A 23,869-nucleotide genomic window follows, 5' to 3' on the forward strand; every position below is an offset into this window, starting at 1 on the left:
GGGCCAAGCCGCACTCAGGCCGGGTCGAGCGAGGCCAGTTGTTCGAGCAGTCTGCGCGCTCGTTGCTGGTCGTCCGGGCCGCCGTGCACCACAAGCAGATACTTGTCCGCTTTGAGTTCCGTCTCGTACTTGATGACTTGATCCTTGGGCATGCCGACCAGCGTCAGTGCCGCGCCCAGCGCTGAAAGCCCACCAACAACGGCGGCACCTTCCAGCGCACTGACCAGCATCGCCGCCAAGGGGCCGGCCAGACCCAGCAAACCCAACCCTGGCAGGAAGAAGACCGCAGGCGCCAGCAGCATGCCCCAGACACCGCCCCAGAAGGCTCCCGTACCACCCCAGGCCTTGATGCGGTCGCCCGCGGTGTAGAACCCCATGGGCTGTTCTTCGCTGTGATAGCCCTTTCCCACCAGCGACAGCTTGTCCATGTCAAAGCCGGCGTTCCCGAGCGTGCGGATCGCGTCTTCGGCAGCGGGATGTGTGTCAAAGACGAAGAACAACGAATCAGGGTGAGTCATGGCGCGCCTCGGGTCAGACGATCCTCATGTGGTCGATCACCTGCCGTACACCTGGGCTGCCCCAGGCGGATCGATTGACGAGGTCGCGTTCAGCCCAGCTGCGCACGCTCCCCGACAGCGTGACATCGCCGCCTTTCACATTGACCAGGACGGTCTTTGCGCCATTCACGGCGCGGCGCTTGATCGCCGCCTCGATCTCGGCCCTGACGCCATGCGCTCTCAGCACCGGTTCGATGGCAATCTGGTTGCTGATCCCGGTCACGCCCGACAGGTAGCGCACGCTGCCCGCGGCTGCTTGCCTCTGGAACTGCCATTCGACTCTCCCGGATAGGGTGATCCAGCCATCCTCGACCAGCACGTGGATGGCATTGGCCGGTACCGAATCGGTCCAACTCAGGACATCCTTGGCCGCACGAGCGATGTCGGTGTCGGTGCGATCCACGAGCGTCGGCAGCGTGACCTTCAGGTCAACGGCCAGCGCCTGGACACCGGCGACACGCTGCGCGGCGAGCTCGGCATTCAGCTTTTCGGTATGGCTGCCGACTTCGCCCGCCAGGGTCACGACCCCATCCCGCACTTCGACCCCGATCAGCGCCGCATTCACGGCGGGCTCCCATCGGAGTTCGGCCATCACGTCCTGCTGCAATTGCAAATCGGTTTTCATGGGCTTCGATCCGGCGAGTTGAGACAGGACGAGCCTGCGGCAAGGGCGCCTGTTCGTCTGTGCGTCAACGAACGTGCGGCGCATGCGGATCGGCATGTGCGCTGGCGCACAGTCAGCGTCCCGACCGCTAGCTAGGCTCACGGCACCAACTGCACAGCCATCTTTTCTGGGACGCGATGGCCAAACCGTGATGTACGCATTGCTGACTCAAGGCTTCAGCAGCTTCCTGCGCCGTCGCCACGCCAAGAGCCATTTCGAGCGCAGGCCCGTGGTGGGAGGGGCCCCCGCGCCTGCCGCCGCCGTCGAAGCGAACTTGGGACAGGCCCTGCTCGTCGCGGCGCGGGATGAACCCGTTGCGGCGCTGGCGCGGCTGCAATCCATGCCCGACGGGCTGGACGCCACCGAAGCCGCGCGGCGCCTGACGCGCGATGGGCCGAACGAGATCCAGCACGAGCCGCCGCTGCCCGGCTGGCTGCGCCTGTGGCGCTGCTATCTCAATCCCTTCAACCTGCTGCTGACCGCATTGGCGCTGCTCTCATTCTCGAGCGCCGACGCCCGGGCCACGGTCGTGATCGCCGCGATGGTGATGCTGTCCACCGGCATCCGCTTCGTGCAGGAAGGCCGCTCGCTCCGCGCCGCCGAGGGGCTGCGAGCGCTGGTCAGCAACACTGCCAGCGTGCTGCGCCCCGGCGCCGCCGCGCAGGAGCGGCCCGCGCGCGAGCTGGTGACGGGCGACGTGGTGGCCCTGTCGGCGGGCGACATGATCCCCGCCGACTGCCGCGTGCTGGGAGCGCGTGACCTCTTCATCGCCCAATCGGCGATGACGGGCGAGTCGCTGCCGGTAGAGAAGTTCGTGCAGGGTGCGGCCGATGCCGGCACCGGCCCACTTGACCAGCGCAACCTCGTCTTCATGGGCACCAATGTGGTTTCCGGCACGGCGACGGCACTGGTGGTGGCGACCGGCGTGCGCAGCTACTTCGGCACGCTGGCCGCGCACGCCAGCGCCACCGAGACGGCGCCCAACGCCTTCCAGGCTGGTCTCAACAGCGTCAGCTGGCTGTTGATCCGCTTCGCTGCGGTGATGGTGCCCATCGTCTTCGTCATCAACGGCTTCACGAAGGGCGATTGGTTGCAGGCCTTCCTGTTTGCGCTATCGGTGGCCGTGGGTTTGACACCCGAGATGCTGCCCATGATCGTCACCAGCACGCTCGCCAAGGGCGCGGTGGCGCTGTCGCGCAAGAAGGTGGTGGTCAAGCGGCTGGACGCGATCCAGAACTTCGGCGCGATGGACATCCTGTGCACCGACAAGACCGGCACGCTGACGCAGGACCAGATCGCGCTGGCCCGCCACGCCGACGCCTGGGGCCAGGACAGGGATGAGGTGCTGAACTTCGCCTACCTGAACAGCCATTACCAGACCGGGCTGAAGAACCTGCTGGACCGCGCGGTGCTTGCCCGCGTGGACGTGGCGGCCGAGCTGAAGCTGCATGACGCCTACCGCAAGGTGGACGAGATTCCCTTCGATTTCGAGCGCCGGCGCATGTCGGTGGTGGTGGCCGCGCTGGTGAGTGGGCAGGACCGGCGCCATGAGCTGATCTGCAAGGGCGCGGTCGAGGAGGTGTTGGCCGCCTGCACCCAGGTGCGCATGGCCGGTGCCGCCGAGGCCCCGCTGGACAACGCGCTGCGCGCGCGTACCCAGGCTGTCACCGCGGGCCTGAGCGCCGAGGGGCTGCGCGTGGTGGCGGTGGCCGTGAAGGCGCTGCCGCCGAGCCAGACCACCTATTCGGTCGCCGATGAAACCGGCCTGACGCTGATCGGCTATGTCGCCTTCCTCGACCCGCCCAAGGAGTCGGCCGCGCCGGCGCTGAAGCAGTTTGCTACCCACGGCATCACGGTGAAGGTGCTGACCGGCGACAACGAGGCGGTGACCCTTCACGTGTGCCGCCAGGTCGGCCTGCCCACCGACGCGGTCCTGCTGGGCGCCCAGGTCGAGGCGCTGGACGACACCGCGCTGCAGGCCGCCGCCGAGGCCCACAGCGTGTTCGCCAAGCTCACACCGCTGCACAAAGAGCGCCTGGTGCGCGCACTGCGGGCCGGCGGCCACGTGGTGGGCTTCATGGGCGACGGCATCAATGATGCACCGGCGCTGCGCGCGGCCGACATTGGCATCTCGGTGGACAGCGCGGTGGACATCGCCAAGGAGGCGGCCGACATCATCCTGCTGGAGAAAAGCCTGCTGGTGCTGGACCAGGGCGTGGTGGAGGGGCGCACCACCTTTTGCAACATGCTGAAGTACATCCGCATGACCGCCAGCGGCAACTTCGGCAACGTGCTGAGCGTGCTGGCGGCCAGCGCGCTGCTGCCCTTCCTGCCGATGCTGCCGCTGCAGCTGCTGGTGCAGAACCTGCTATACGACATCGGCCAGACCGGCATTCCCTTCGACAACGTCGACCCTGAGATGGTGGCCAGGCCGCTGAAGTGGAACCCTGCCGACATCGGTCGCTTCATGCTGTTCTTCGGCCCGATCAGCTCGCTGTTCGACCTCGTCACCTTCGCCGTCATGTGGTGGGGGCTCGGTGCCAACAGCGTGGCGCAGCAGACGCTGTTCCAGTCAGGCTGGTTCGTCGTGGGCCTGCTGACGCAGACGCTGGTGGTGCACATGGTGCGCAGCCCCAAGCTGCCCTTCGTGCAGAGCCATGCCGCCGTGCCGCTGCTGGCGGCGACGCTGGCCATCATGGCGATTGGCCTTTGGTTGCCCATGGGGCCGCTGGCCGGCTATTTCAAGCTGCAGGCGCTGCCGGCGGCCTACTACGCCTGGCTGGCGGCCATCTTGCTGGGATATTGCACGCTGACCACGCTGATGAAAGGCGTCTACATCCGGCACTTTGGATGGCAATGACCATGCCTCAAGCTTGCTGCGGTGAAGTCGCATCGTCGACCGCACCCCTGGCGCCCTTCCGGTGGACGTGAACGTACGGCACCGCACCGACGCAGCGCATCCATCTCCGTGATGCTTCACTGGCTGATGCAGCAGGTGATTTCATGAACACGCAACGCCCACCCTTTGACGCGATAGGCCCTACTCAAGGTATGACGGCTCTGCCCGGCTTGCAGAGTTCTCTTGCTCGATCGCAGGTTGCGTGGCGAGGCATCGCCGACGATTCGAGGCCCGAAGCCGCCGAGCGGGCTTCGGCGCTATGGCGGCAGGCCGTTCACGATCTGCGCGGCAAGCTCAGTGTCGTCACGAGCGTCACCGCCACGCTGCAGAAGCCGGTCGGCGAAGCTCGCCGTTTTGAGCTGCTGGCCATGCTGGATCGCAACGTGACAGGCCTGCGTGAACTGCTCAACGGCGTGGCTGACCTGTCTTGGCTTGATGCAATGCAGGAGCGTCCCGTCATCCGCGATATCGACATCGCTGCCACGCTCGGCGAGGCGTGCAGCAGCCTGCGGATCATGGCCAGCCTGCGCGGGCTCCAACTCGAATTCAAAGGCCCGGCCAATCTCGCCGCAAGAACCGATCCGCTGATGGTGGCGCGCATCGCGCAAAACCTCGTGCTCAACGCCATCCAGTACACACGCGCTCGCGGTGTGACATTGACGTGCGGCCCTTGCAGCGCTGCGGAGCCTGGCCACTGGTACTTCGAAGTCGGTGACACCCCCTTCAGCCCGGGCGACAGCGACCTGGCAGAGCATCAAGCCTCCCTCGTGCCGGCAACGGCGGGCCCGACCTTGGGCGAAGGTATCGGCCTGTCCATTGTCAATCGGCTCTGCGGCCTGCTGGGCGGAACGATGCAAATCGCGCATGCGAACGGTATGGGCAGGACGACACGCATCAAGCTGCCGGCGCGTCATGAGGGCGCGTTTGAGGGCCTGACGATTTTTGCTGCAGGCCGCGTGGGCGCGGCGGCTACAGGTCCGTGGGCGTCGGCAGGGCGCCAAAGCATGCGGATTCGCGGCGGCCCATGAATGGCGCGCCCCGTCGATGAATGCCTGGCAATGCCAGCGGGACTTGTGAGGCCCGGCTCGGCCGCACAGACCGTCGACTGGCGAGGCCATGCGCTGCTGATACGGGCCATCGTGCCAAGTGACGAAGCTCGGCACGCCGCCTTCTTCGCTCGCCTGGACCCGGAGGATCTGCGGCTGCGGTTCTTCAGCCCGAGGCGCGAAGTGCCGCATGCGGAGATGCTGCGGCTGGTGCACCCGGACGCGGCCACCGAAGTGGCGCTCATGGCGCTGGCAGCCGGTGCCGACGGCACGCTGGAGGAAGTGGCCTCATCGCGCGCCGTTTCGGATGCAGGCAACGTCGAGGCTGAATTCGGCATCACCGTGCGGTCCGACCTCAAGCGCCAAGGCCTGGGGCACCTGATGCTCACGCATCTCATTGCCACTGTCAGGCGCCGTGGCACCCAGCGTATCGTCTGCGACGTGCTGCATGAGAACACCGCCATGCGCGCGTTGGCCAGCAGCATGGGCTTCCACGTCGACCTGCGAGCGCCGATTGGCGGGCCCATGCGCTACGCGCGCGTCCTGCGGCCCGCCGCCTCAGTGTCGATGCTGCAGAGCTAGCTGTAGTTTCCCGAGACGTAGGTTCCCCGAGCGCCGAGTCTGGAGGCGGGAGGGCGGTTCTCAGTGGCGGAGTGTGGCCGAAGCCAGTTGTAGTGATGCATCCATGGCTGCAGTTCAGCTGCGCGGGCCTCTGAGTTCGGGTAGCGATAGGCGTAAGCCCACTCGCGCAGCAGCGTCTGGATGAAGCGCTCGGCCTTGCCGTTCGTGCGCGGCGTATAGGGTCGTGTGCGCAAGTGGCGCAGCCCCAAGCGCCTCATGAGCTTGCGTCACAAAGATAGACCGACTTGCTCGTCTCGATGTCAGCGGCATCCAATGCCATTTGTCTCGCAGAAGGACCTGCACAAGGCGAGTCCGGTGGTTAGACTCAATGTATTCTGGCCATCGGCGACGGCTGATTTTTCATTTTTGTCGGGCTGCATGTTCATCATCGGCAGGGGCAATGGCGTGAGGAGAACCGCAATGGTCAACTCTTTGAAGACGTGGGTTGTGCTCGTGGCCGGGGGAATTTTCGCAAGCGCTGGATCGTCGGCCCAACCGTTTACCTGCGGCCCCTACCAGGTGGCCTTCTATGAGACCGGCCTGTTGTATTTCAAGGACTCAACCGATGAATACACAGGTATCGACAGGGGCGTCGTCGAAGAGTTGGCCAGGCGAACCGGATGCATCCTGGTGCTCTTCCTGGATTCCCGAGTGCGAACTTGGTCGGCACTCGAAAGCGGGCAGTTGGACATGACCGTGTCTGGCATTGAGACGCCACAGCGCCAGAAGTTCGCCTTATTCATTCCATATATCTTCAACAATCGCAACTATCTTGTCGTCAGGAACGAACTGGCCTCCAGGATCAAGACGCGGCAGGATTTCTCGGCTGACAAGACCCTTCGCCTCGGGGTCGTCAAGGGCTTCGTTCACGGTGACACGATTGACCCATGGATTGCCACGCTGCAGCGCGAAGGGCGTGTTGACGTTGTGGCCGACCTGGAGGTTCTGGCCCGGGTGTTTGCCGCAGGACGCGTGAGCGCCTTTCTGACGCAGCCCCTTGTTTGGCCGCCCCTGCTGGAGCGAAATCATCTCGGCGGCAAAGTGCAGATGCTCGACATAGCGCCCGGCGATAACGCAGTCCTCGGCCTGGTTCTTTCACGCAGCCGGGTAGCCGCAGCAGACGCGGAAAGGATCCACGCTGCGATGAAAAGCATGCGTGCCGACGGCACACTGGAATCGATCATTGCTCGCTTCGCTGGCCCAGCGATGGCGAAGTCTCTGGCACGTCGACAGCCCGACTAGGACCCGGCCCGGTCTTCGCTGAATGTTTAAGCGATGACGGCTTTCCGGTGCCCAGACTGGTCCTGCAGACGTTTGCACGGCGTCGTTCCGTCCGGCCGCGCCGCGTCGGACCGGACGTTCGATCTTGGAGTGCCGCCCTGGCTGTCGAACGACCGGTCTCCGAGGTGCAGCGGCCCTGCGTGCCGCTGACAGTCGAACGGCCGCTGATGATCGCGGCGGTCGCTCAGCCTGTCAGGCGCGAATGACTCTGACCAGCCTGCAACGGACATCAGGACAACATCTCGGACGGCACGACTAAGGACGGCGCAGCTTGACGCGTCTCCAAACCCAGGCGTTGACACTTCGTTGACACAGGCACCAAAGCGCCTGCCAAGATTCGAATCTAACCTATTGATTTTATTGGTAGGCCGTATTGGACTTGAACCAATGACCAAAGGATTATGAGTCCTCTGCTCTGACCAACTGAGCTAACGGCCCCCGGAGAGGAGGCGCGCATTCTAGTCAGCGCCGGAACGGCGCACTCAGCGCTGGCTCAGCGCCTGCCCCACCATCCGCGACGTGATGTCGACGATCTGGATCATGCGGTCGTAGGCCATCCGCGTGGGGCCGATGACGCCCAGGGTGCCGACCACCTGGCCGTCGACCTCGTAGGGCGCGCTGACGATGGACAGCTCCTCGTAGGGCACGACCTGGCTCTCGCCGCCGATGTAGATGCGCACGCCCTCGGCGCGGCTGGAGTTGTCCAGCAGGCGCATCAGCTGAGTCTTCTGCTCGAACAGGTCGAAGAGCCGGCGCAGGCTGCCCATGTCGTGGCTGAAGTCCTGCACGGTCAGCAGGTTGCGCTCGCCCGAGACGACGACGCGCTCTTCCTGCTGTTGCATGGCTTCGCTGCCGACCTGCACGGCCGCGCTCATCAGGCCGGCGATCTCGCCGCGCAGCGCGTCGACCTCATGGCGCAGGCGCTCGCGCACGGCCTCCAGCGTCAGGCCCGCATAGCCGGCGTTCAGGCGGTTGCTGGCCTCCTGCAGTTCGCCCTGGCTGAGGTCCTGGGCGGTGAAGATGACGCGGTTCTGCACGTCGCCGTCGGGCGAGACGAGGATGACGAGGACGCGCCGCTCGCCCAGGCGCAGGAATTCGATGTGGTGGAAGACGCTGGGCTTCTTGGGCGAGGTGACGACGCCGACGAAGCTCGACAGGTTGGACAGCATCTGCGCCGCGCTGGCGATGACGCGCTGGGGCTGGTCGGGCTGCAACTGGGCCGTCTCCACGCCGATCAGGCCGGGCTGGGCCGTCAGCATGGTGTCGACGAAAAGGCGGTAGCCGCGCGCCGTGGGAATGCGGCCGGCGCTGGTGTGCGGGCTGGCGATGAGGCCGAGCTCTTCCAGGTCGGCCATCACGTTGCGGATGGTCGCGGGGCTGAGCTCCAGGCCCGAGGCTTTGGACAGCGTGCGCGAGCCGACCGGCTGGCCGTCGGCGATATACCGTTCGACCAGGGTTTTCAGCAGGGATTTGGATCGCTCGTCGAGCATTCCTGCATTCTATGGACAGCGCTGTTCCACCCCGGATATGCAAACCCCCTGTGGTGTAATTTGCCGCATGGCCGAGCGCTTCAGACATGTCGCCATCGTGGGCAAGCATCAAGCGCCAGGCATCAAGCCGGTGCTGCAAGAGATTGCCCAATTTTTGTGCAGCCAGGGCCTGGACGTCTCGCTGGAGGCGGCCACCGCGCTCAACACCGGCCTGACAGACTACGACGCCCTGTCCAACGACGAACTCGGCCGGCAATGCGACCTGGCGGTCGTCATCGGCGGCGACGGCACCATGCTGGGCTTCGCCCGCGACATGGCCCGCCACGGCATCCCGCTGGTGGGCATCAACCAGGGCCGGCTGGGATTCATCACCGACATTCCCATCGAACGCTGGCGCGAGTCATTGGCGCCGGTGCTGGCAGGCGACTACGAGGTGGAGCCCCGGGCCATGCTGGAAGGCGGGGTCTGGCGCGACGGCGAGTCCATCTTCTCCGGCCTGGCACTGAACGACGTGGTCGTCAGCCGCGGCGGCACCTCCGGCATGGTGGAGCTGAAGGTCAACGTCGGCGATCAGTTCGTCGCCAACATGCGCGCCGACGGCCTCATCGTGGCCTCGCCCACGGGCTCCACGGCTTATGCGCTGTCGGCCGGCGGGCCCATCCTGCACCCCAGCATCGCCGGCTGGCTGATCGTGCCGATCGCGCCCCACACCCTGTCCAACCGGCCCATCGTGCTGCCCGACCTGGGCGAGGTGCGCATGGAGATCGTGGCCGGGCGCGATGCCTCGGTGAACTTCGACATGCAAAGCCTCGCCAGCCTGCTGCACGGCGACACCATCACCGTGCGGCGCAGCCAGCACCAGGTGCGTTTCCTGCACCCCAAGGGCTGGAGCTATTACGCGACCCTGAGACGCAAACTGCGTTGGTATGTTTAGTTAGAGCCTGACCCATGCTGCGGCACCTGAGCCTGAAGGATTTCGTCATCGTCCCCGCGCTGGAGCTCGACTTCGAGCCCGGCTTTGCCGTGCTGACCGGCGAGACCGGCGCCGGCAAGTCCATCCTCATCGACGCCCTGCAGCTGGCCCTGGGCGGCCGTGGCGAGGCCGGCGTGGTGCGCGAAGGCGCCGCCAAGACCGAGATCTGCGCCGAGTTCGACACCCCGCCCCATCTGCGCGCCTGGCTGGACGAAGCCGGCTTCGACAGTGAAGACACGCTGCTGCTGCGCCGGGTCATCGACGCCGCGGGCAAGAGCCGCGCCTGGATCAACGGTGGCTCGGCTACGCTGACCCAGCTGCGCGAACTCGCCGACCACCTGCTCGACATCCACGGCCAGCACGCCTGGCAGGGCCTGACGCGCCCGGCCTCGGTGCGCGAGCTGCTCGACGGCTTTGCCGGCCTGGACACGGCGCCGCTGGTCCGCGCCCACGCCGCCTGGAAGCAGGCCTCGGAAGCCCTGGCCAGGGCCCAGGGCCTGCAGGCCGAAGCCCAGCGCGAACGCGAACGCCTGGCCTGGCAGATCGGCGAGCTCGACGGCCTCGCGCCCGCCGAGGGCGAGTGGACGGAGCTGAACGCCGAGCACGAGCGGCTGTCGCACGGCCAGTCCCTCATCGACGCGGCCAAGTCGGCCCTGGATGCATTGGACGAAGCCGAGCCCAGCGCCCAGTCGCTGGCCGGCGGCGCGCTGGATCAGCTCGAGCGCGTGCTCGACCATGACGCCCGCCTGCTGCCCGCCGTGCAGGCCCTGCGCGACGTGCAGGCCCAGTTGCAGGACGCCAGCCACACGCTGTCGGCCTATCTGCACAAGACCGACCTCGACCCGGCCCGGTTGGCCGAGCTGGACGAGCGCGTGTCGGCCTGGATGACGCTGTCGCGCCGCTACCGCCGCCAGCCGCAGGAGCTGCCGGCCCTGCTGGCGCAATGGCGCGCAGAACTCGCCGCACTCGATGCCGCCAGCGACACGGCCCAGCTCGAAGCAGCCTTGGCCGCCGCGCGCAAGGCCTTCGACAGCGAAGCCCAGGCCGCCAGCCGCGCCCGCAAGAAGGCCGCGCCCCTGCTGGCCTCGGCCGTCACCGCGGCCATGCAACAGCTCGGCATGGCTGGTGGCCAGTTCGACATCGCGCTGAATGCCACCGAAGGCCCGCAGAGCTTCGGCCTCGAATCCGCCGAATTCCTCGTCGCCGGCCACGCCGGCAGCACGCCGCGGCCACTGGCCAAGGTGGCCTCGGGCGGCGAACTGTCGCGCATCGCGCTGGCCATCGCCGTGACCACCAGCCAAGCGGCCACCGGCAATGCGCCGGGCACGCTGATCTTCGACGAGATCGACGTCGGCATCGGCGGCGCGGTCGCCGAGACCGTGGGCCGCTTGATGAAGCAGCTCGGTCATTCGGCCGACGGGCAACGCCAGGTGCTGGCCGTCACCCACCTGCCCCAGGTCGCCGCCTGCGCCGACCGCCATCTCGTCGTCGCCAAGGCCTTGCAGGGCGGCACCACGGTCAGCTCGGTCAATCCGGTCTCCGGCGAGGCCCGCGTGGCCGAGGTCGCCCGCATGCTGGGCGGGGAACGCCTGTCGTCCACCAGCCTCGCGCATGCGCAGGAGATGCTGGACGCGTCCACGGCCAAGCCGAAGAAGGCGAAGTCATGAACATGGACACCGACCTGCAGGGCGACGTGGTGCTGCTGACCGGCATGTCCGGCGGCGGCAAGTCGGTGGCCATGCATGCGCTGGAGGACGCGGGTTATTTCTGCGTCGACAACCTGCCTGCCGAGCTGCTGCTGGACTTCCTGCGCCTGGAGCAACAGCGCGGCGAGCGCCGCGTCGCCATCGCCGTGGACGTGCGCTCGGCGAGTTCGCTGCCGATGCTGCTGCCGCTGCTGAAAGACCTGCGCGCCACCGGCGTGCCGGTGCGCTCCATCTTCCTGGACGCCAGCAACGAGGCGCTGATGCGGCGTTTCTCGGAAACGCGCCGCCCCCATCCGCTGCGCGAGGACCGCGACACCGGCTTCGGCAACCTGGATGGCGTGGCCGAGGACGGCCACCGCCTGCTGCTGGACGCCATCAAGCTGGAGCGCGAGCTGCTTTACGGCCTCAAGGCCGATTCCACCGTCATCGACACCAGCCAGTTGCGCCCCGCCCAGTTGCGCGCCTGGCTGAGCGATCTCGTCGGGCCCAATGCCGGCGCCAAGCTCACCCTCGTCTTCGAGAGCTTCGCCTTCAAGCATGGCGTGCCCAGCGACGCCGACTTCGTCTTCGACGTGCGCGTGCTGCCCAATCCCTATTACGACCGTGAGCTGCGTCCCTTGACGGGCCGCGATGCACCGGTGGCGGCCTATCTGGCGGCCCAGCCCGAGGTGGGCCTGATGATGGGCCAGATCGCCGGCTTCCTGTCGCGCTGGCTGCCCAACTTCGCGGCTGACCAGCGCAGCTACCTGACCGTCGCCATCGGCTGCACCGGCGGCCAGCATCGCTCGGTCTATCTGGTGGAGATGCTGGCGCGCCAGTTCGGCCATCATGGCCACGTGCTGAAGCGCCACCGCGAATTGGACGCTCGCTAGTTTCAGAATGTTTGTTCTAGACATTGAGTTCTAGAACAGATATTCTGAACACATGAACTCGACACCCTCCGCCAAACCGACGGCGGCCGAGCTGGATCTGTTGCAGGTGCTGTGGCGCCTCGGGCCGGCCGACGCCAAGGCCGTGCACGAGGCCCTGCTGCCCGAGCGCCCGGACGCGAGCTATGCCACCGTGCTGCGCCAGTTGCAGGTCATGCACGGCAAGGGCCTGCTGAGCCGCGACGAGAGCCAGCGCCCGCAGCTCTACGCCCCCGTCCATGCCCAGGACAAGCTGCAGCAATCGCTGATGAAGGATTTCATCGCCAAGGCCTTTGCCGGCTCGGGAAAGGCCTTGGTGCTTGCCGCGCTGAAGAACCACGTCAACGCCAAGGAACGCGCGGAGATCCGTCAGCTGCTCGGCGGCAACGGAGACAAGACCGCATGAACGCCGCGCCGGGCCGTCCCAAGCAAGTTCGCTCCCGCCTGGCGGTACAGGCCGCAGGCCGAAGGGTGCACCAATGAATCTGGACCTCGCCATGAATGCCTGGGGCTGGGCCCTCGTGAACTTCCTATGGCAGGGCGCCATCGTCGGCGTCGCCGCCGCTGCGCTGCTGGCCCTGATGCGCGGCGCCTCGGCGCGCTGGCGCTACGCGGTATGCGCCGCCGGCCTGGGCCTTTGCCTCGGCCTGCCGCTGGCCCAGTGCCTTGACCTGGCGCCGGCCGATGCGGAGTTCATCGGCGAACTGTCGCCTCTGGCCGAACAGATGCCGGCCCTGGTCACCGCTTGGGCCCTGGGCACCACGCTGATGTTGGCCCGCGTTGCGCTGGGCCTGGCCTGGGTGGGGCGCGCACGGCGGCGCAGCACGCCGGCGCCGGCCGAGTGGCAGGCGCGGCTCGATGCCCTCGCCCGCCGCCTGGGACTGAAGCGCGCCGTCAGCCTGCGCCTCCTGCCCGAGCTGGCCGGCCCCATCGCCCTGGGCGCGCTGAGGCCCTGCGTGCTGCTGCCCGCCGCACTGCTGAGCAAGCTGCCGGTCGACCTGCTGGAAGCCCTGCTCGCCCACGAGCTCGCCCATGTGCGGCGCTGGGACTATCTCGCCAACCTTTTGCAGAGCGCCGTAGAGGCCCTGCTCTTCTTCCACCCCGTGGTCTGGTGGCTCTCGGCCCGCATGCGCCATGAGCGCGAAATGGTGGCCGACGAAATCTCGGCCGAACTCATCGGTGACTCCCGCCGCTTGGCCGTTGCCCTGCATGCACTCTCTGAACTGGATCAAGCTCCCATGACCTCATCCCTCGCCCAGGCCGCCCGCGGCGGTGACCTGCTGGCCCGCATCGAGCGCCTGCTCGCCCCCCGTCCCCAGGCCACCGGCTGGAAACTGGCCCTGCCGGCCCTGCTGATCGCGGCCACCAGCTTCGTCGTGCAGGCCAAGGGCCGCGACCCCGTCGAGGCGCCGGCGCCGGTCACCCAGGCCACGACGGCTGCCGATGAGATGCCGCCGGCCCAGCAACTGCGGCTTCCCGTCAATGCCAAGCATGTCGTCGTCATCGATGACGCCACCGGCAAGGTGCTGATGGCCCGCGACGCCGACGCCGTCGTGCCCATCGCCTCGCTGACCAAGCTGCTGACGGCGATGGTGGTGCTGGACGCCAAGCTCGACCCGAACGAGAAGCTGCGCATCACCAATGACGACGTCGACACGCTGAAGCACAGCAAGTCCCGCGTGCGCGTCGGCACGCAGATGAGCCGCCAGGCCGCGCTGGAGATGGCGCTGATGGAATCCGAGAACCGTGCCGCCGCGGCGCTGGCCCGCACCTACCCGGGTGGCGAGGCCGGCTTCGTGAAGGCCATGCAGACCAAGATCCACGCCCTGGGCCTGAAGCACACGGCCATCACCGACCCGACCGGCCTGTCGCCCGCCAACACCTCGACGGCCACCGAGATGGCCGCCGTAACCGCCGCCGCGGCGCGTTATGGCGAGATCGAACGCATCACCAGCGTCAAGAAGGCCAAGGTGCCGGTCGACGGCCGTACCCGCGAACTGCGCAACACCAATCGGCTGGTGGGCGCCAAGGGCTGGAACATCCGCGTGTCCAAGACCGGCTACACCGAGGAAGCCGGCCGCTGCCTGGCCATGCGCATCCTCAATGGCAAGCGCCCGGTCACCGTCGTGCTGCTGGACGCCGACGGCTCGGCCAATCGCCTGCGCGACGCGGCGCTGATCCGCAAGTCACTGACCAAGCAGGCCTCCTGATCGTGCAGCGCCGCCACCTGCTCGCGACCGGCAGCGTCGCGTTCGCGCTGCCCGCCCTGGCCCTCGACTTCGCGGCACCACGCCGGCCGGCCGCCATGCGCGCCAGCGTCGACCGCATCGTCGACATCGCCGTCGGCATCCGTCCCTTTCGCGCCCAGGGTCCGCGCATCGAGGCCGAGAAACGCTTCGGCAAGACGCTGGTCCACCACTACGGCCATGGCGGCAGCGGCTGGTCGCTGTCCTGGGGTTCGGCGCAACGAGCTCTGGCGCTGATCCAGGCCAGCGGCGCGCGCCCGGGCGAGCGCATCGCCGTCGTCGGCTGCGGCGCCATCGGCCTGACGACGGCCCGCACCGCCCAGCAGGCCGGCTACAAGGTCAGGCTCTATGCGAAGGACCGCCCGCCGCGCGTGCACTCCTCGGCGGCGACGGGGCTGTGGACGCCGGACTCGCGCATCGTCACCGAAGCACACGCCAGCGAGGCCTGGACGGCGGACTGGGAAGCCATGGCGCGCGCCTCCTTCAAGGTGCACCAAAGCTATCTCGGCCTGCCGTCGGGCCCGGTCGAATGGCATGACGGCTATGTGGTCGCCGACGAAGGCTTCGACCAGCCCCTGCCCAGCTACGCCGCCCACGGCAGCGAGCCCGACTATCCCGAGCTGTCCTCGCGCATTGCCGACCTGCGGCCGCATGGCAAGGAACTCGCGGCCGACGAGCACCCCTTCCGCAAACCGCATGTGCGCCGCTTCACCCAACTCGTCTTCAACATCCCGGCCTACCAGCGCCTGCTGCTGGACGACTTCGCCCGCGATGGCGGCGAGCTGGTGCAGCGCGAATTCCACCAGCCGCGCGACTTCGCCAGGCTGCCGGAGCGCGCCGTCGTCAACTGCATGGGGGACGGCGCCCGCAAGCTGTTGAACGATGCCAGCATGACGCCGGTGCGCGGCCAGACGGCGCGCCTCATTCCCCAGCCCGAGGTGGACTACGCGCTGATCTACCGCGGCCACAACCTCGTCGTGCTGCCGCGCCGCGACGGGCTGCTGGTCGCCGCCATGGGCGAGCACGACTTCGGCAACGCCGACCTCACGCCCGACCGAGCCCAGACCGAAGACGCCGTGCGACGTCTGGCCACATTGTTCCAGCCCGGGTGAGGCTCATGCAGCACTTCACGAGGACGTCGCTCGTCCTCTGCGCGTTGCTGGTGCCCGTCGCGGCGCACGCCATCGACGATGGCCGCGTCCGCGCAGCCGTTGAAGCCGCCATCCTTCCAGTGATGGCACGCCATGACATCCCCGGCATGGCCGCGGCGCTGACCGTCGACGGCCGCGCCTACGTCTTCAACTTCGGCGTCACGTCGAAGCAGGCCCCGGCGCCCGTCACGGACACCACGCTGTTCGAGATCGGCTCGGTGAGCAAGACCTTCACGGCCACGCTGGCGGCCTACGCTCAGAGCACCGGCAAGCTGTCGCTGAACGACCATCCCGGCAAATACCTTCCCGAGCTGAAGGGCACCGCCATCGACAAGGCCACGGTACTGCATCTGGCCACCTACACCGCCGGCGGTCTGCCGCTTCAGTTTCCGGATGCGGTGGCAGCCGATGCCACGACCCTGACCTACTTCCGGGACTGGAAGCCGACTGCCAGTCCAGGCGCCGTGCGCAGCTATTCCAACCCCAGCCTGGGCCTGCTGGGCCTCGCCACGGCGAAGGCGCTCGGCGAGGACTTCGCGTCGGCGCTCGAGACGCGGCTGTTCCCTGCATTCGGCATGGCCCACAGCCACGTCCGCGTGCCCGACCATGCAAGGCAGGACTACGCCTGGGGCCATCGGGACGACAAACAGGTCAGGATGCAGCCGGGGCCGCTCGCCGAGCCCACCTACGGCGTCAGGACGACCGCCTCGGACCTGCTGCGCTTCGTTCAGGCGAACATCGACCCCAGCTCGTTGGCACCCGCGATGCGCCGCGCCGTTGAAGCCACGCAGGTCGGGCACTTCCGCTCAGGCCCGCTCATCCAGGGGCTGGGATGGGAGCAATACCCCTTTCCCGTCTCGCGCGAATGGTTGCTGGGCGGCAACTCGGAGGAGATGATCCTCGACGCGCAGCCCGCGTACAGGCTGGCTCGCACGACACCCAACGAGGCTCGACTCTTCAACAAGACGGGTTCGACGGGAGGTTTCGGCGCCTATGTCGCCTTCGTTCCCTCGCGGCGCGTGGGTCTTGTGCTGCTCGCGAATCGGAACTACCCGATCCCGGCACGCGTCGAGGCGGCGTGGTCCATCCTGCAGGCGCTGACCGCAGCGCCTGACTGAAGAGGCCCGCCCGCGCTCAGAAGGTTTCCCAGTCGCCTTCGCTGCTACTGGGTGCCGGTGCAGGTGCCGGCTGGGGTGTCGGTGCCGCGACGGCGGCAGTGGCAGGCGTGGGCCTCGGCGCCGCGGGCTTGGCGGCCGGCCTTGGCGCAGCGGCCTTGGGCGGGGCTATGGGCCTGGGCGCCGGCTTGGGCGCGTTGCGCGGCGCGCTCGCGTGGGCCGCCATATGCGCTTCCACGCGGAAGGCCGCCACCGCCTCGGTCAGCTTGGCCGTCTGCATGCGCATGCTCTCGGCTGCCGCGGCGGTCTGTTCCACCAGGGCCGCGTTCTGCTGCGTGGCCTGATCGAGCTGGCTGACGGCGGCATTGATCTGGCCCACGCCCTCGCTCTGCTCGCGGCTGGAAACCGTGATCTCGCCGACCAGGTCGGTCACCTTGCGCACCTCGTTGACCATCTGGGCTATGGTCTCGCGCGCCGCCAGCACCTGGCTGCTGCCGCTCTCGACCTTGGAGACGCTGTCGCCGATCAGGCTCTTGATCTCCTTGGCCGCCTCGGCACTGCGCTGGGCCAGCAGGCGCACCTCGCCGGCCACGACGGCAAAGCCACGGCCTTGTTCACCGGCTCGTGCCGCCTCGACGGCCGCGTTCAGGGCCAGGATATTGGTCTGGAAAGCGATGCCGTCGATGGTGCCGATGATGTCGTTGATCTTGCGGCTGGACGTCGAGATCGCATCCATGGTCGTGACCACCTCGCCGACGGCCACGCCACCAGCACCCGCCACCTCGGACGCGTGGTTGGCAAGCTGGTCGGCCTGGCGGGCATTGTCGGCATTGGCCTTGATCTGCGCCGCCATCTGTTCGACGGAGGCGGCGGTTTCCTCCAGGCTGGAGGCCTGGCTCTCGGTGCGTGCCGACAGGTCGGCATTGCCCTGGGCGATCTCGGCCGCCGCAACGTTCAGCTGGTCGCAGCCCGTGCGCACACCGGACACCATGCGCGCGAGGTTCTGCGTCATGTCGTCCAGGTTGCTCAGCAGCTGGCCAAGCTCGTCGCGCGAGCTGCTGTGCAGGCGCTGGGTCAGGTCCCCCCCCGCCACGGCACTGACAGCCGCGGAGGCGCGCTGCACCGGGCCGGTGATGGAGCGCGTGATCCACAGCGCCGCGAAGACGCCGATGGCCAGGGCCACCGCCGAGGCAATGGCGAAGATGACCAACACGCGGCGGTAGGCACTCTCGGCAGCTTCAGTCGTCGCGGCGGCCAGCTTCTCGTTGTAGTCCCACCATTTGGCGACGTTCTGCCGCAGCGGCAGGAAGACGGCGCGCGCTGCCAGGTTCATCTCGCGCGCGGCCGTTCCCTGGGTCGGGTCGGCGGCACTTTCATCGGAGGCCTTGAGGATCTTTTCCTCCCCGGCGAAATAGACCTCGGCCCCTTCGCGCACCACCTTCAGCAGGCCTCGGTCCTCGTCGTCGGCGGCCAGCAGCTCATAGTCCTTGAGGCGCTGCCTGACGTCATCACGGGCCTTGGCGATCTGGGCTCCGATCGCCTTCTTTTCCTTGTCGTCGTCCGTCAGGATGTGCTGCTGCTCGAACCTGCGGGCATCGGAGATGCCGCCATCGATGATGTGAATGATGCGCAGCGACGGCAGGATGTTGTTGGGGTAGTACTCGGCGTAGTAGTTGATGGATTTGGCGAGCATCGTTCCCACGCCGGCCATCGCGAGCATCAGCGCCAGCAGGATGGCGAAAGCAAGCCCGAGGCGCGCCCCAACGCGCAGGTTCTTCAAGGCATCCAAGGCTGTCCCCTTTCGTCGTTGTGCTGGGGACTTTGCCCTTTCCGCCGCGGGCAGGCAATGTGCTCAGGCGTGAAGAGTCCTCACTGTCAGCTTTCCGCCGCGTCCGCTTCGCTCAGCAGCAACGCCAGCAGGACGGCCGAACCCATGGTCGGCAGCAGGATGATGGCCATCAGCCAGGGCCAGAACCTGCGGCCGGTTTGTCGCACGAGCTGCATCATGAAGACGCAGTGCATGGAAACCGCGATGGCCAGGCCGAGGGCCAGCAGGGTCAGCTGCGAGGCCGGCGGCTCGCCGTCCTGGGTGCTGCTGATGAGCTGCCACAGGCACAGACCGGCCACGAGCAGGGTGATAACCGCGTACTCGATGCCGCTCTTGATGTGTGCTTTCATGGCTCAGCTTTCCCCCATCAGTTTCTTCAGCGGCGCCGGCAGCGCGTAAGTGCCGAGTTTCTCCCGCGCGACCCAGGTGCCGCCCGCAAGATTTCCCTCGGCCACCTCGGCGCGCAGCGTGTGCAGAATCCAGTCGAAGTGCGTCAGCGCATGCTCGATGCGCGGCAGCGTCTCCAGGGCGACACCCGGCAGGGCGGCGCGAACGCTGGCCTCGTCGTCGAACATCGGCAGGGTCCACAGCCCGGCCCAGACGCCGGTCGCGGGCCGCTGCTGCAGCAAGACCTGGCCCTCGGAACCGGCCACCCACAACCACCAGTTCTCGCGCCGGCTGCGCTTGAGCTTCTTCGTCTTGACCGGAAAGCGCGTCGGATCGCCCAGCTGCTGGCCAAGGCAAAGGGGCTGCACGGGGCAGAGCAGGCAGTCGGGCGAGCGCGCCGAACAGACCGTCGCGCCCAGGTCCATCAGCCCCTGGGTGTAGCGGTCCACGTCGTGCTCTGGCAGCAGTTCGGTGGCGCGATCCCAGAGCTTCTTCTCGGCCGCGCTGCTGGCGAGGTCGCCGTCGAAGGCCAGCACCCGGCCGAGCACGCGCTTGACATTGCCGTCCAGGATCGCGACGCGCTCGCCGAAGCAGAAGGCGGCAATGGCCGCGGCGGTCGAGCGGCCGATGCCGGGCAGCGTCTGCAGGCCCGCGGCAGTGCGCGGGAACTCGCCGCCATGCAGTTCGGCCACCGCCCGGGCACAGGCATGCAGATTGCGCGCCCGGCTGTAGTAGCCCAAGCCCGCCCATTGCGCCAGCACCTCGTCCAGCGTCGCCGCGGCCAGGTCGGTGACCTGGGGCCAGTGCGCCAGGAAGCGCTCGTAATAGCCCAGCACCGTCGTGACCTGCGTCTGCTGCAGCATGACTTCCGACAGCCAGACGCGATAGGGATCGCGGGTGTTCTGCCAGGGCAGGGTGTTGCGGCCATGGCGCCTCTGCCAGGCCACGACGGTCTTGCCGAAGTCGGGGATCAACGCTTCTGGCATGACGGGCAATAGAAGGTGGAGCGCTGCCCTTGCACGATGCGGCGGATGGGCGTGCCGCAGCGCAGGCAGGGCTGGCCTTCGCGGCCATAGACCTGGGCCTGCATCTGGAAGCTGCCGGCCACGCCGTGGGCGTCGCGGAAGTCGCGCAGCGTCGTGCCGCCGGCCTCCAGGGCCTGGCCGAGCACGCTGCGCACGGCGGCTGCGAGCTTGTCGGCCCGCGGGCGGCTCAGCTTGCCGGCGGGCAGGCGCGGATCAATGCCGGCCATGAAGAGGGCCTCGCAGGCGTAGATGTTGCCGGCGCCGACGACGATGTCGCCCGCCAGCAGGGCCTGCTTGATCGACACGCGCCGGCCGCTCAGTGCCGCATGCAGGTGCAGGCCGTCGAAGCGCTCGTCGAAAGGCTCCAGGCCCAGACCGCCCAGCAACGTCGCCGCCGGCTCGGCGTCCAAAGCCGACGCCCAGACCACGGCGCCGAAGCGCCGCGGGTCGGTCAGGCGCAGCAGGCCATGGTCGGTGTGCAGGTCGAAATGGTCATGCGCGCCGGGGGCGGGTGTGGTCTCCAGGAAGGCCAGCGATCCCGACATGCCCAGGTGCATCAGCAGCCCCCCACGGCTTTCCAGAGGCAGCCACAAATATTTACCCCTTCTTTGCGTGCTGCCGACGCGGCTGCCGAGCAGGGTCTCGGGGTCCACGCCCAGGGGCCAGCGCAGGGGTTTTCCCAGGCGGAGACCGGTCACCCGGGCTCCCTGGATGGCACTCGCGAAGCTGCGGCGCGTGACTTCGACTTCAGGCAACTCGGGCATGGGGGCGAAATCATAATCAGGCCCTGTCTGCCGGAGTTCGAATGCCCTTGCCCTACCGTCGCGTGCTCGCCGCTGCTGCCTTGCTGGCTGCTCTGCAAGTTCACGCCCAGGATGCCGCCGCCGCCCCCGAGCCCGCCGAGTCGCCGACGAACTCGGTCATGGACGCGCCGCTGTTCTACCAGTTGCTGATCGGCGAGGTCGAACTGCAGAACGGCCAGGCCGGCGTCGCCTTCCAGGTGCTGCTGGACGCGGCCCGCCGCACCGGCGACGAGGAACTGTTCAAGCGCGTCATCAACATCGCCATCCAGGCGCGCTCCGGCGACCAGGCCCTGATGGCGGCACGTGCCTGGGCCGAGACCGTGCCCACGTCATCGGAAGCCCTGCAGAACTGCGTGCAATTGCTGGCCGTGATGAACCGGCCTGCCGAGGTGCCCGTGCCGATGGCGAGCCTGCTGCGCGTTGCCCCCGTGCCCCAGCGCCCAGCCCTCATCGTCGCCCTGCCCCGCCTGTTCCAGCGCTCGCCCGATCCCAAGTCCGTGCTGGCGGCGCTGGCGCCCTTTTTGCAAGCCCAGACCGGACCACTCAAGCCCGCCGCGCTCTACACCGAGGCCCGTCTGGCCATCAATGCCGGCCAGAACGCCCGAGCGCTGACGCTGACCCGCGAGCTCGACCAACTGGACCCCGACAGCAACGACGCCATGCAGCTTGCCGTCGACCTGATGCCTACCGAGGCCCAGGCCGAGGGGCTGATCACGGCAAGGCTGCAGCAGAAGCCCGACCAGTACGCCCTGCGCCAGGCCTATGCCCGTGCCCTGATCCAGACGCAGCGGCCGGCCGAAGCGGCCCGCGAGTTCCGCCTGCTGACCGAGGCGACGCCCGACAACCCCGCACCCTGGCTGGCGCTGGGCGCCATCGAGCTGGAACTCAAGCATGCGCCCGCCTCGGAGACAGCCTTGCGTGAAGCCCTGAAGCGCCTGGACACGCCGGCGTCGGGCACCGACGCCGAGATCCGCGCGCGCGCCGAAGGCCGCCAGCAGGCCTGGCTGCTGCTGTCCCAGGCCGCCGAGCAGCGCGGCGACCTCAAGGGCGCCGAGGCCGCACTGCAGAAGGTCGACGGCAACAGCCTGGAACTGCGCTATCGCCGCGCCAGCCTGCTGGCCCGGCGCGGCTTGCTGGCCGATGCGCGCAAGCTGCTGCAGCCGGCCGCCGACGCCGGCGACGCCGACGCCCGCGCCACCCTGCTGGCCGAGGCCCAGCTGATGCGCGAGCAGCGCGACTATCCCGGCTCGCTGGCCGTGCTGAAGGCCGCCACGACCCGCTTCCCGGCCGATCCGGATCTGATCTACGAACAGGCCATGATGACCGAGAAGGTCGGCAAGTTCGACGAGATGGAGTCGCTGCTGCGCAAGGTCATCGAGATCAAGCCCGACTACCACCATGCCTACAACGCGCTGGGCTACTCGCTGGCCGAACGCAATCTGCGCCTGCCCGAGGCCAAGCAGCTCATCGAGCAGGCGCTCAAGCTGGCGCCGGGCGAACCCTTCATCGTCGACAGCCTGGGCTGGGTGGAGTTCCGCCTGGGCAATCTGGACGAAGCCGCCAAGCTGCTGCGCCAGGCCCTCACCGGCCGCCCCGATGCGGAGATCGCCGCCCACCTCGGCGAAGTGCTGTGGGCCAGCGGCGCCCAGGATGAAGCGCGCCGCGTCTTCGCGGAGGCCGCGCAACGAGAGCCGCGCAACGAAGCCCTGCGCGAGGCCATGGATCGCCTGAAGGTCAAGTCGCGATGAGGCTGGCCGCCCTTGTCCTCGCGCTCGCCCTCGCCGGCTGCGCCCAACTGCCCAAGACCCCGCCCGACGCGTCTGCCGAGTCCCACCTCAGCGGCCGCATCAGCGTGACGGTGGCCGGTGACGTGCACAACCGCGGCACCGGCGGCGCCGCCAGCTTCGAGCTCTTCGGCGACCCGCAAGCTGGCCGCCTGGAGCTGACCTCGCCCCTGGGTGCCCTGGTGGCGCGCGCCAGCTGGCAGCCCGGCCGGGTGATGCTGCAGACGCCCAGCGACGAACGCAGCTTCGACGACCTCGACGCCTTGACCCGCGAACTGCTCGGCGAAGCCGTGCCCGTCGCCGCGCTGTTCGACTGGCTGCAGGCCCGCCCCTGGCCCACTGCGCCTCACAAGAAGACCGACAGCGGCTTCGAGCAACTGGGCTGGCGCATCGAACCCAAGCTGCCCGCCCTCGTCGCCACCCGTCTCGCAGCGCCGACCGTCATCCTGCGCGCCAAGCTCGACGGCGGCGAATGAAGGCGCTCTACGACCTGGCTGCGCCGGCCAAGCTCAACCTCTTCCTGCATGTCGTCGGCAAGCGGCCGGACGGCTACCACCTGCTGCAGTCGGTCTTCGTGCTGATCGACTGGGCCGACACCCTGCATGTGGAAGTGCGTGCCGACGGTGCGTTGCGGCGCCATGATGTGCTGGGCGGCGACCTGCCGGCCGACGACCTCTGCCTGCGCGCCGCGCGACTGCTGCAATCCGAGACGGGTTGCACGCTCGGCGCCGACATCCATCTCGAAAAGCGCCTGCCGGCCGGCGCCGGCATGGGCGGCGGCTCGTCTGATGCGGCGACGACGCTGCTGGCGCTGAACCGGCTCTGGGATCTGCGCCTGCCGCTGGAGCGCCTGATGGCCCTGGGGCTCAAGCTCGGCGCCGATGTGCCCTTTTTCCTCGGCGGCGGCCCGGCCTTTGTCGAAGGCATAGGCGAAATCCTGCATCCTCTGGACCTGCCCAGGCAGCGCTTCGCGGTGCTGAAGGGTCCCGCCGGCCTCGCGACGAAAGACATCTTTTCGAGCCCTCTCTTGGCAAGAAGCGAAAACCTGGCTATAGTCGCGGGCTTTCCTGCCTCGGCAAGAACAGCTGAAAACCTGGTGGAAGGCTTTGGTCGCAATGACCTCCAGCCCGCAGCCGAGTCAATCAGCAGTGAAGTGCGAGACGCGTTGCAACAGTTGTCCGAAGTTTTCGGCAACGCCCGGATGACGGGCTCTGGCGCAGCGGTCTTTGCCCGGCTCGCCGGGGACGGAAAAGATGGCAAGGACAACCAGTCCCTGGCGACATTGCTTCAGCGTCTTTCACAAAAAGGACCTGAAGGGTGGACCGGTCGAATCTGCCACAGCTTAGGCTCTCACCCGCTCGCGGGCTGGGCCGGCTGACAAGGGT

21 protein-coding genes, 1 tRNA gene and 1 pseudogene are annotated in these 23,869 nt (G+C 67.9%); 14 read left to right on the forward strand and 9 right to left on the reverse strand.

Annotated elements, in window-relative coordinates:
* Nucleotides 1-14: 14 nt before the first annotated feature.
* Both AC3WOE_RS11565 and AC3WOE_RS11570 read right to left on the reverse strand, forming a co-directional pair.
* Nucleotides 15-518 (reverse strand): DUF1269 domain-containing protein, encoded by a 504-nt coding sequence (locus AC3WOE_RS11565; RefSeq protein ID WP_492690574.1) that lies wholly within the window; start codon nucleotides 516-518, stop codon nucleotides 15-17.
* A gap of 13 nt (nucleotides 519-531) precedes the next feature.
* Complete coding sequence (locus AC3WOE_RS11570; protein ID WP_492690576.1) at nucleotides 532-1,182, reverse strand: BON domain-containing protein; 651 nt, start codon at nucleotides 1,180-1,182, stop codon at nucleotides 532-534.
* 190 nt (nucleotides 1,183-1,372) lie between these two features.
* On the opposite strand from AC3WOE_RS11570, the gene mgtA reads away from it, so the two are divergent.
* The 3 genes from mgtA to AC3WOE_RS11585 all read left to right on the forward strand — a co-directional run bounded on the left by mgtA (nucleotide 1,373) and on the right by AC3WOE_RS11585 (nucleotide 5,748).
* Nucleotides 1,373-4,081, forward strand: coding sequence for a magnesium-translocating P-type ATPase (gene mgtA / locus AC3WOE_RS11575; protein ID WP_492690578.1), 2,709 nt, complete (start codon nucleotides 1,373-1,375; stop codon nucleotides 4,079-4,081).
* A 143-nt stretch (nucleotides 4,082-4,224) separates the two neighbouring features.
* Complete coding sequence (locus AC3WOE_RS11580; protein WP_492690579.1) at nucleotides 4,225-5,148, forward strand: sensor histidine kinase; 924 nt, start codon at nucleotides 4,225-4,227, stop codon at nucleotides 5,146-5,148.
* Nucleotides 5,149-5,748 (forward strand): GNAT family N-acetyltransferase, encoded by a 600-nt coding sequence (locus tag AC3WOE_RS11585; protein ID WP_492690580.1) that lies wholly within the window; start codon nucleotides 5,149-5,151, stop codon nucleotides 5,746-5,748.
* Here AC3WOE_RS11585 and AC3WOE_RS11590 read toward each other — a convergent pair.
* Nucleotides 5,745-6,011: pseudogene (locus AC3WOE_RS11590) on the reverse strand (integrase core domain-containing protein); the annotation flags it as partial. The gene AC3WOE_RS11585 and the pseudogene AC3WOE_RS11590 sit on opposite strands and share 4 nt — an antisense overlap.
* Before the next feature lie 49 nt (nucleotides 6,012-6,060).
* On the opposite strand from AC3WOE_RS11590, the gene AC3WOE_RS11595 reads away from it, so the two are divergent.
* Nucleotides 6,061-7,029, forward strand: a complete 969-nt coding sequence (locus tag AC3WOE_RS11595) for a substrate-binding periplasmic protein (RefSeq protein WP_492690581.1) — start codon at nucleotides 6,061-6,063, stop codon at nucleotides 7,027-7,029.
* 400 nt (nucleotides 7,030-7,429) lie between these two features.
* Here the strand turns inward: AC3WOE_RS11595 and AC3WOE_RS11600 are convergent.
* Together AC3WOE_RS11600 and hrcA are read right to left on the reverse strand one after the other, a co-directional pair.
* A tRNA-Ile gene (locus AC3WOE_RS11600) sits at nucleotides 7,430-7,506 on the reverse strand.
* 44 nt (nucleotides 7,507-7,550) lie between these two features.
* Complete coding sequence (gene hrcA / locus AC3WOE_RS11605) at nucleotides 7,551-8,558, reverse strand: heat-inducible transcriptional repressor HrcA (protein WP_492690583.1); 1,008 nt, start codon at nucleotides 8,556-8,558, stop codon at nucleotides 7,551-7,553.
* A 67-nt stretch (nucleotides 8,559-8,625) separates the two neighbouring features.
* Here hrcA and AC3WOE_RS11610 point away from each other — a divergent pair, with 67 nt between their 5' ends.
* The 7 genes from AC3WOE_RS11610 (at nucleotide 8,626) to ampC (ending at nucleotide 16,660) form a co-directional block, all read left to right on the forward strand.
* Entirely contained in the window at nucleotides 8,626-9,492 is an 867-nt protein-coding gene (locus tag AC3WOE_RS11610) for an NAD kinase (protein ID WP_492690584.1), read from the forward strand.
* A 14-nt stretch (nucleotides 9,493-9,506) separates the two neighbouring features.
* Nucleotides 9,507-11,198, forward strand: a complete 1,692-nt coding sequence (gene recN, locus AC3WOE_RS11615) for a DNA repair protein RecN (RefSeq protein ID WP_492690586.1) — start codon at nucleotides 9,507-9,509, stop codon at nucleotides 11,196-11,198.
* Nucleotides 11,195-12,109, forward strand: a complete 915-nt coding sequence (rapZ, locus tag AC3WOE_RS11620; RefSeq protein WP_492690588.1) for an RNase adapter RapZ — start codon at nucleotides 11,195-11,197, stop codon at nucleotides 12,107-12,109. Before recN ends, rapZ begins: the two co-directional genes overlap by 4 nt.
* 52 nt (nucleotides 12,110-12,161) lie before the next feature.
* Nucleotides 12,162-12,551 (forward strand): BlaI/MecI/CopY family transcriptional regulator, encoded by a 390-nt coding sequence (locus AC3WOE_RS11625; protein ID WP_492690589.1) that lies wholly within the window; start codon nucleotides 12,162-12,164, stop codon nucleotides 12,549-12,551.
* A gap of 73 nt (nucleotides 12,552-12,624) precedes the next feature.
* The gene (locus AC3WOE_RS11630) at nucleotides 12,625-14,355 is read left to right on the forward strand and encodes a M56 family metallopeptidase (RefSeq protein WP_492690590.1); all 1,731 of its coding nucleotides are present in this window, start codon (nucleotides 12,625-12,627) and stop codon (nucleotides 14,353-14,355) included.
* A gap of 2 nt (nucleotides 14,356-14,357) precedes the next feature.
* Nucleotides 14,358-15,503: an FAD-dependent oxidoreductase gene (locus AC3WOE_RS11635; RefSeq protein WP_492690591.1), complete on the forward strand. Its 1,146-nt coding sequence runs from the start codon at nucleotides 14,358-14,360 to the stop codon at nucleotides 15,501-15,503.
* Between the two features lie 5 nt (nucleotides 15,504-15,508).
* Nucleotides 15,509-16,660 (forward strand): class C beta-lactamase, encoded by a 1,152-nt coding sequence (ampC, locus tag AC3WOE_RS11640; RefSeq protein WP_492690592.1) that lies wholly within the window; start codon nucleotides 15,509-15,511, stop codon nucleotides 16,658-16,660.
* Between the two features lie 16 nt (nucleotides 16,661-16,676).
* On the opposite strand, the gene AC3WOE_RS11645 is transcribed toward ampC, so the two are convergent.
* The 4 genes from AC3WOE_RS11645 to mutM all read right to left on the reverse strand — a co-directional run bounded on the left by AC3WOE_RS11645 (nucleotide 16,677) and on the right by mutM (nucleotide 20,661).
* Nucleotides 16,677-18,446, reverse strand: coding sequence for a methyl-accepting chemotaxis protein (locus tag AC3WOE_RS11645; RefSeq protein ID WP_492690593.1), 1,770 nt, complete (start codon nucleotides 18,444-18,446; stop codon nucleotides 16,677-16,679).
* Between the two features lie 86 nt (nucleotides 18,447-18,532).
* Nucleotides 18,533-18,835 carry a hypothetical protein gene (locus tag AC3WOE_RS11650; RefSeq protein WP_492690594.1) on the reverse strand — a complete coding sequence of 101 codons (303 nt, stop codon included), beginning with the start codon at nucleotides 18,833-18,835 and terminating at the stop codon, nucleotides 18,533-18,535.
* 3 nt (nucleotides 18,836-18,838) lie between these two features.
* A complete protein-coding gene (gene mutY, locus AC3WOE_RS11655) occupies nucleotides 18,839-19,858 on the reverse strand; it encodes an A/G-specific adenine glycosylase (protein WP_492690595.1) in 1,020 nt (339 codons plus the stop codon).
* Nucleotides 19,843-20,661, reverse strand: coding sequence for a bifunctional DNA-formamidopyrimidine glycosylase/DNA-(apurinic or apyrimidinic site) lyase (gene mutM, locus AC3WOE_RS11660; RefSeq protein ID WP_492690596.1), 819 nt, complete (start codon nucleotides 20,659-20,661; stop codon nucleotides 19,843-19,845). The genes mutY and mutM overlap by 16 nt, the downstream gene beginning before the upstream one ends.
* A gap of 41 nt (nucleotides 20,662-20,702) precedes the next feature.
* On the opposite strand from mutM, the gene AC3WOE_RS11665 reads away from it, so the two are divergent.
* From AC3WOE_RS11665 to ispE, 3 genes are read left to right on the forward strand one after another with little or no spacing between them, the layout of a single operon-like run.
* Nucleotides 20,703-22,448: a tetratricopeptide repeat protein gene (locus AC3WOE_RS11665; RefSeq protein ID WP_492690597.1), complete on the forward strand. Its 1,746-nt coding sequence runs from the start codon at nucleotides 20,703-20,705 to the stop codon at nucleotides 22,446-22,448.
* On the forward strand, nucleotides 22,445-22,960 hold the full coding sequence (locus tag AC3WOE_RS11670) for an outer membrane lipoprotein LolB (RefSeq protein ID WP_492690598.1): 516 nt from the start codon (nucleotides 22,445-22,447) through the stop codon (nucleotides 22,958-22,960). The genes AC3WOE_RS11665 and AC3WOE_RS11670 overlap by 4 nt, the downstream gene beginning before the upstream one ends.
* On the forward strand, nucleotides 22,957-23,862 hold the full coding sequence (gene ispE, locus AC3WOE_RS11675) for a 4-(cytidine 5'-diphospho)-2-C-methyl-D-erythritol kinase (protein ID WP_492690599.1): 906 nt from the start codon (nucleotides 22,957-22,959) through the stop codon (nucleotides 23,860-23,862). The genes AC3WOE_RS11670 and ispE overlap by 4 nt, the downstream gene beginning before the upstream one ends.
* The last annotated feature ends 7 nt before the right edge of the window (nucleotides 23,863-23,869 follow it).

This window comes from Roseateles sp. FW305-36 (assembly GCF_058787015.1).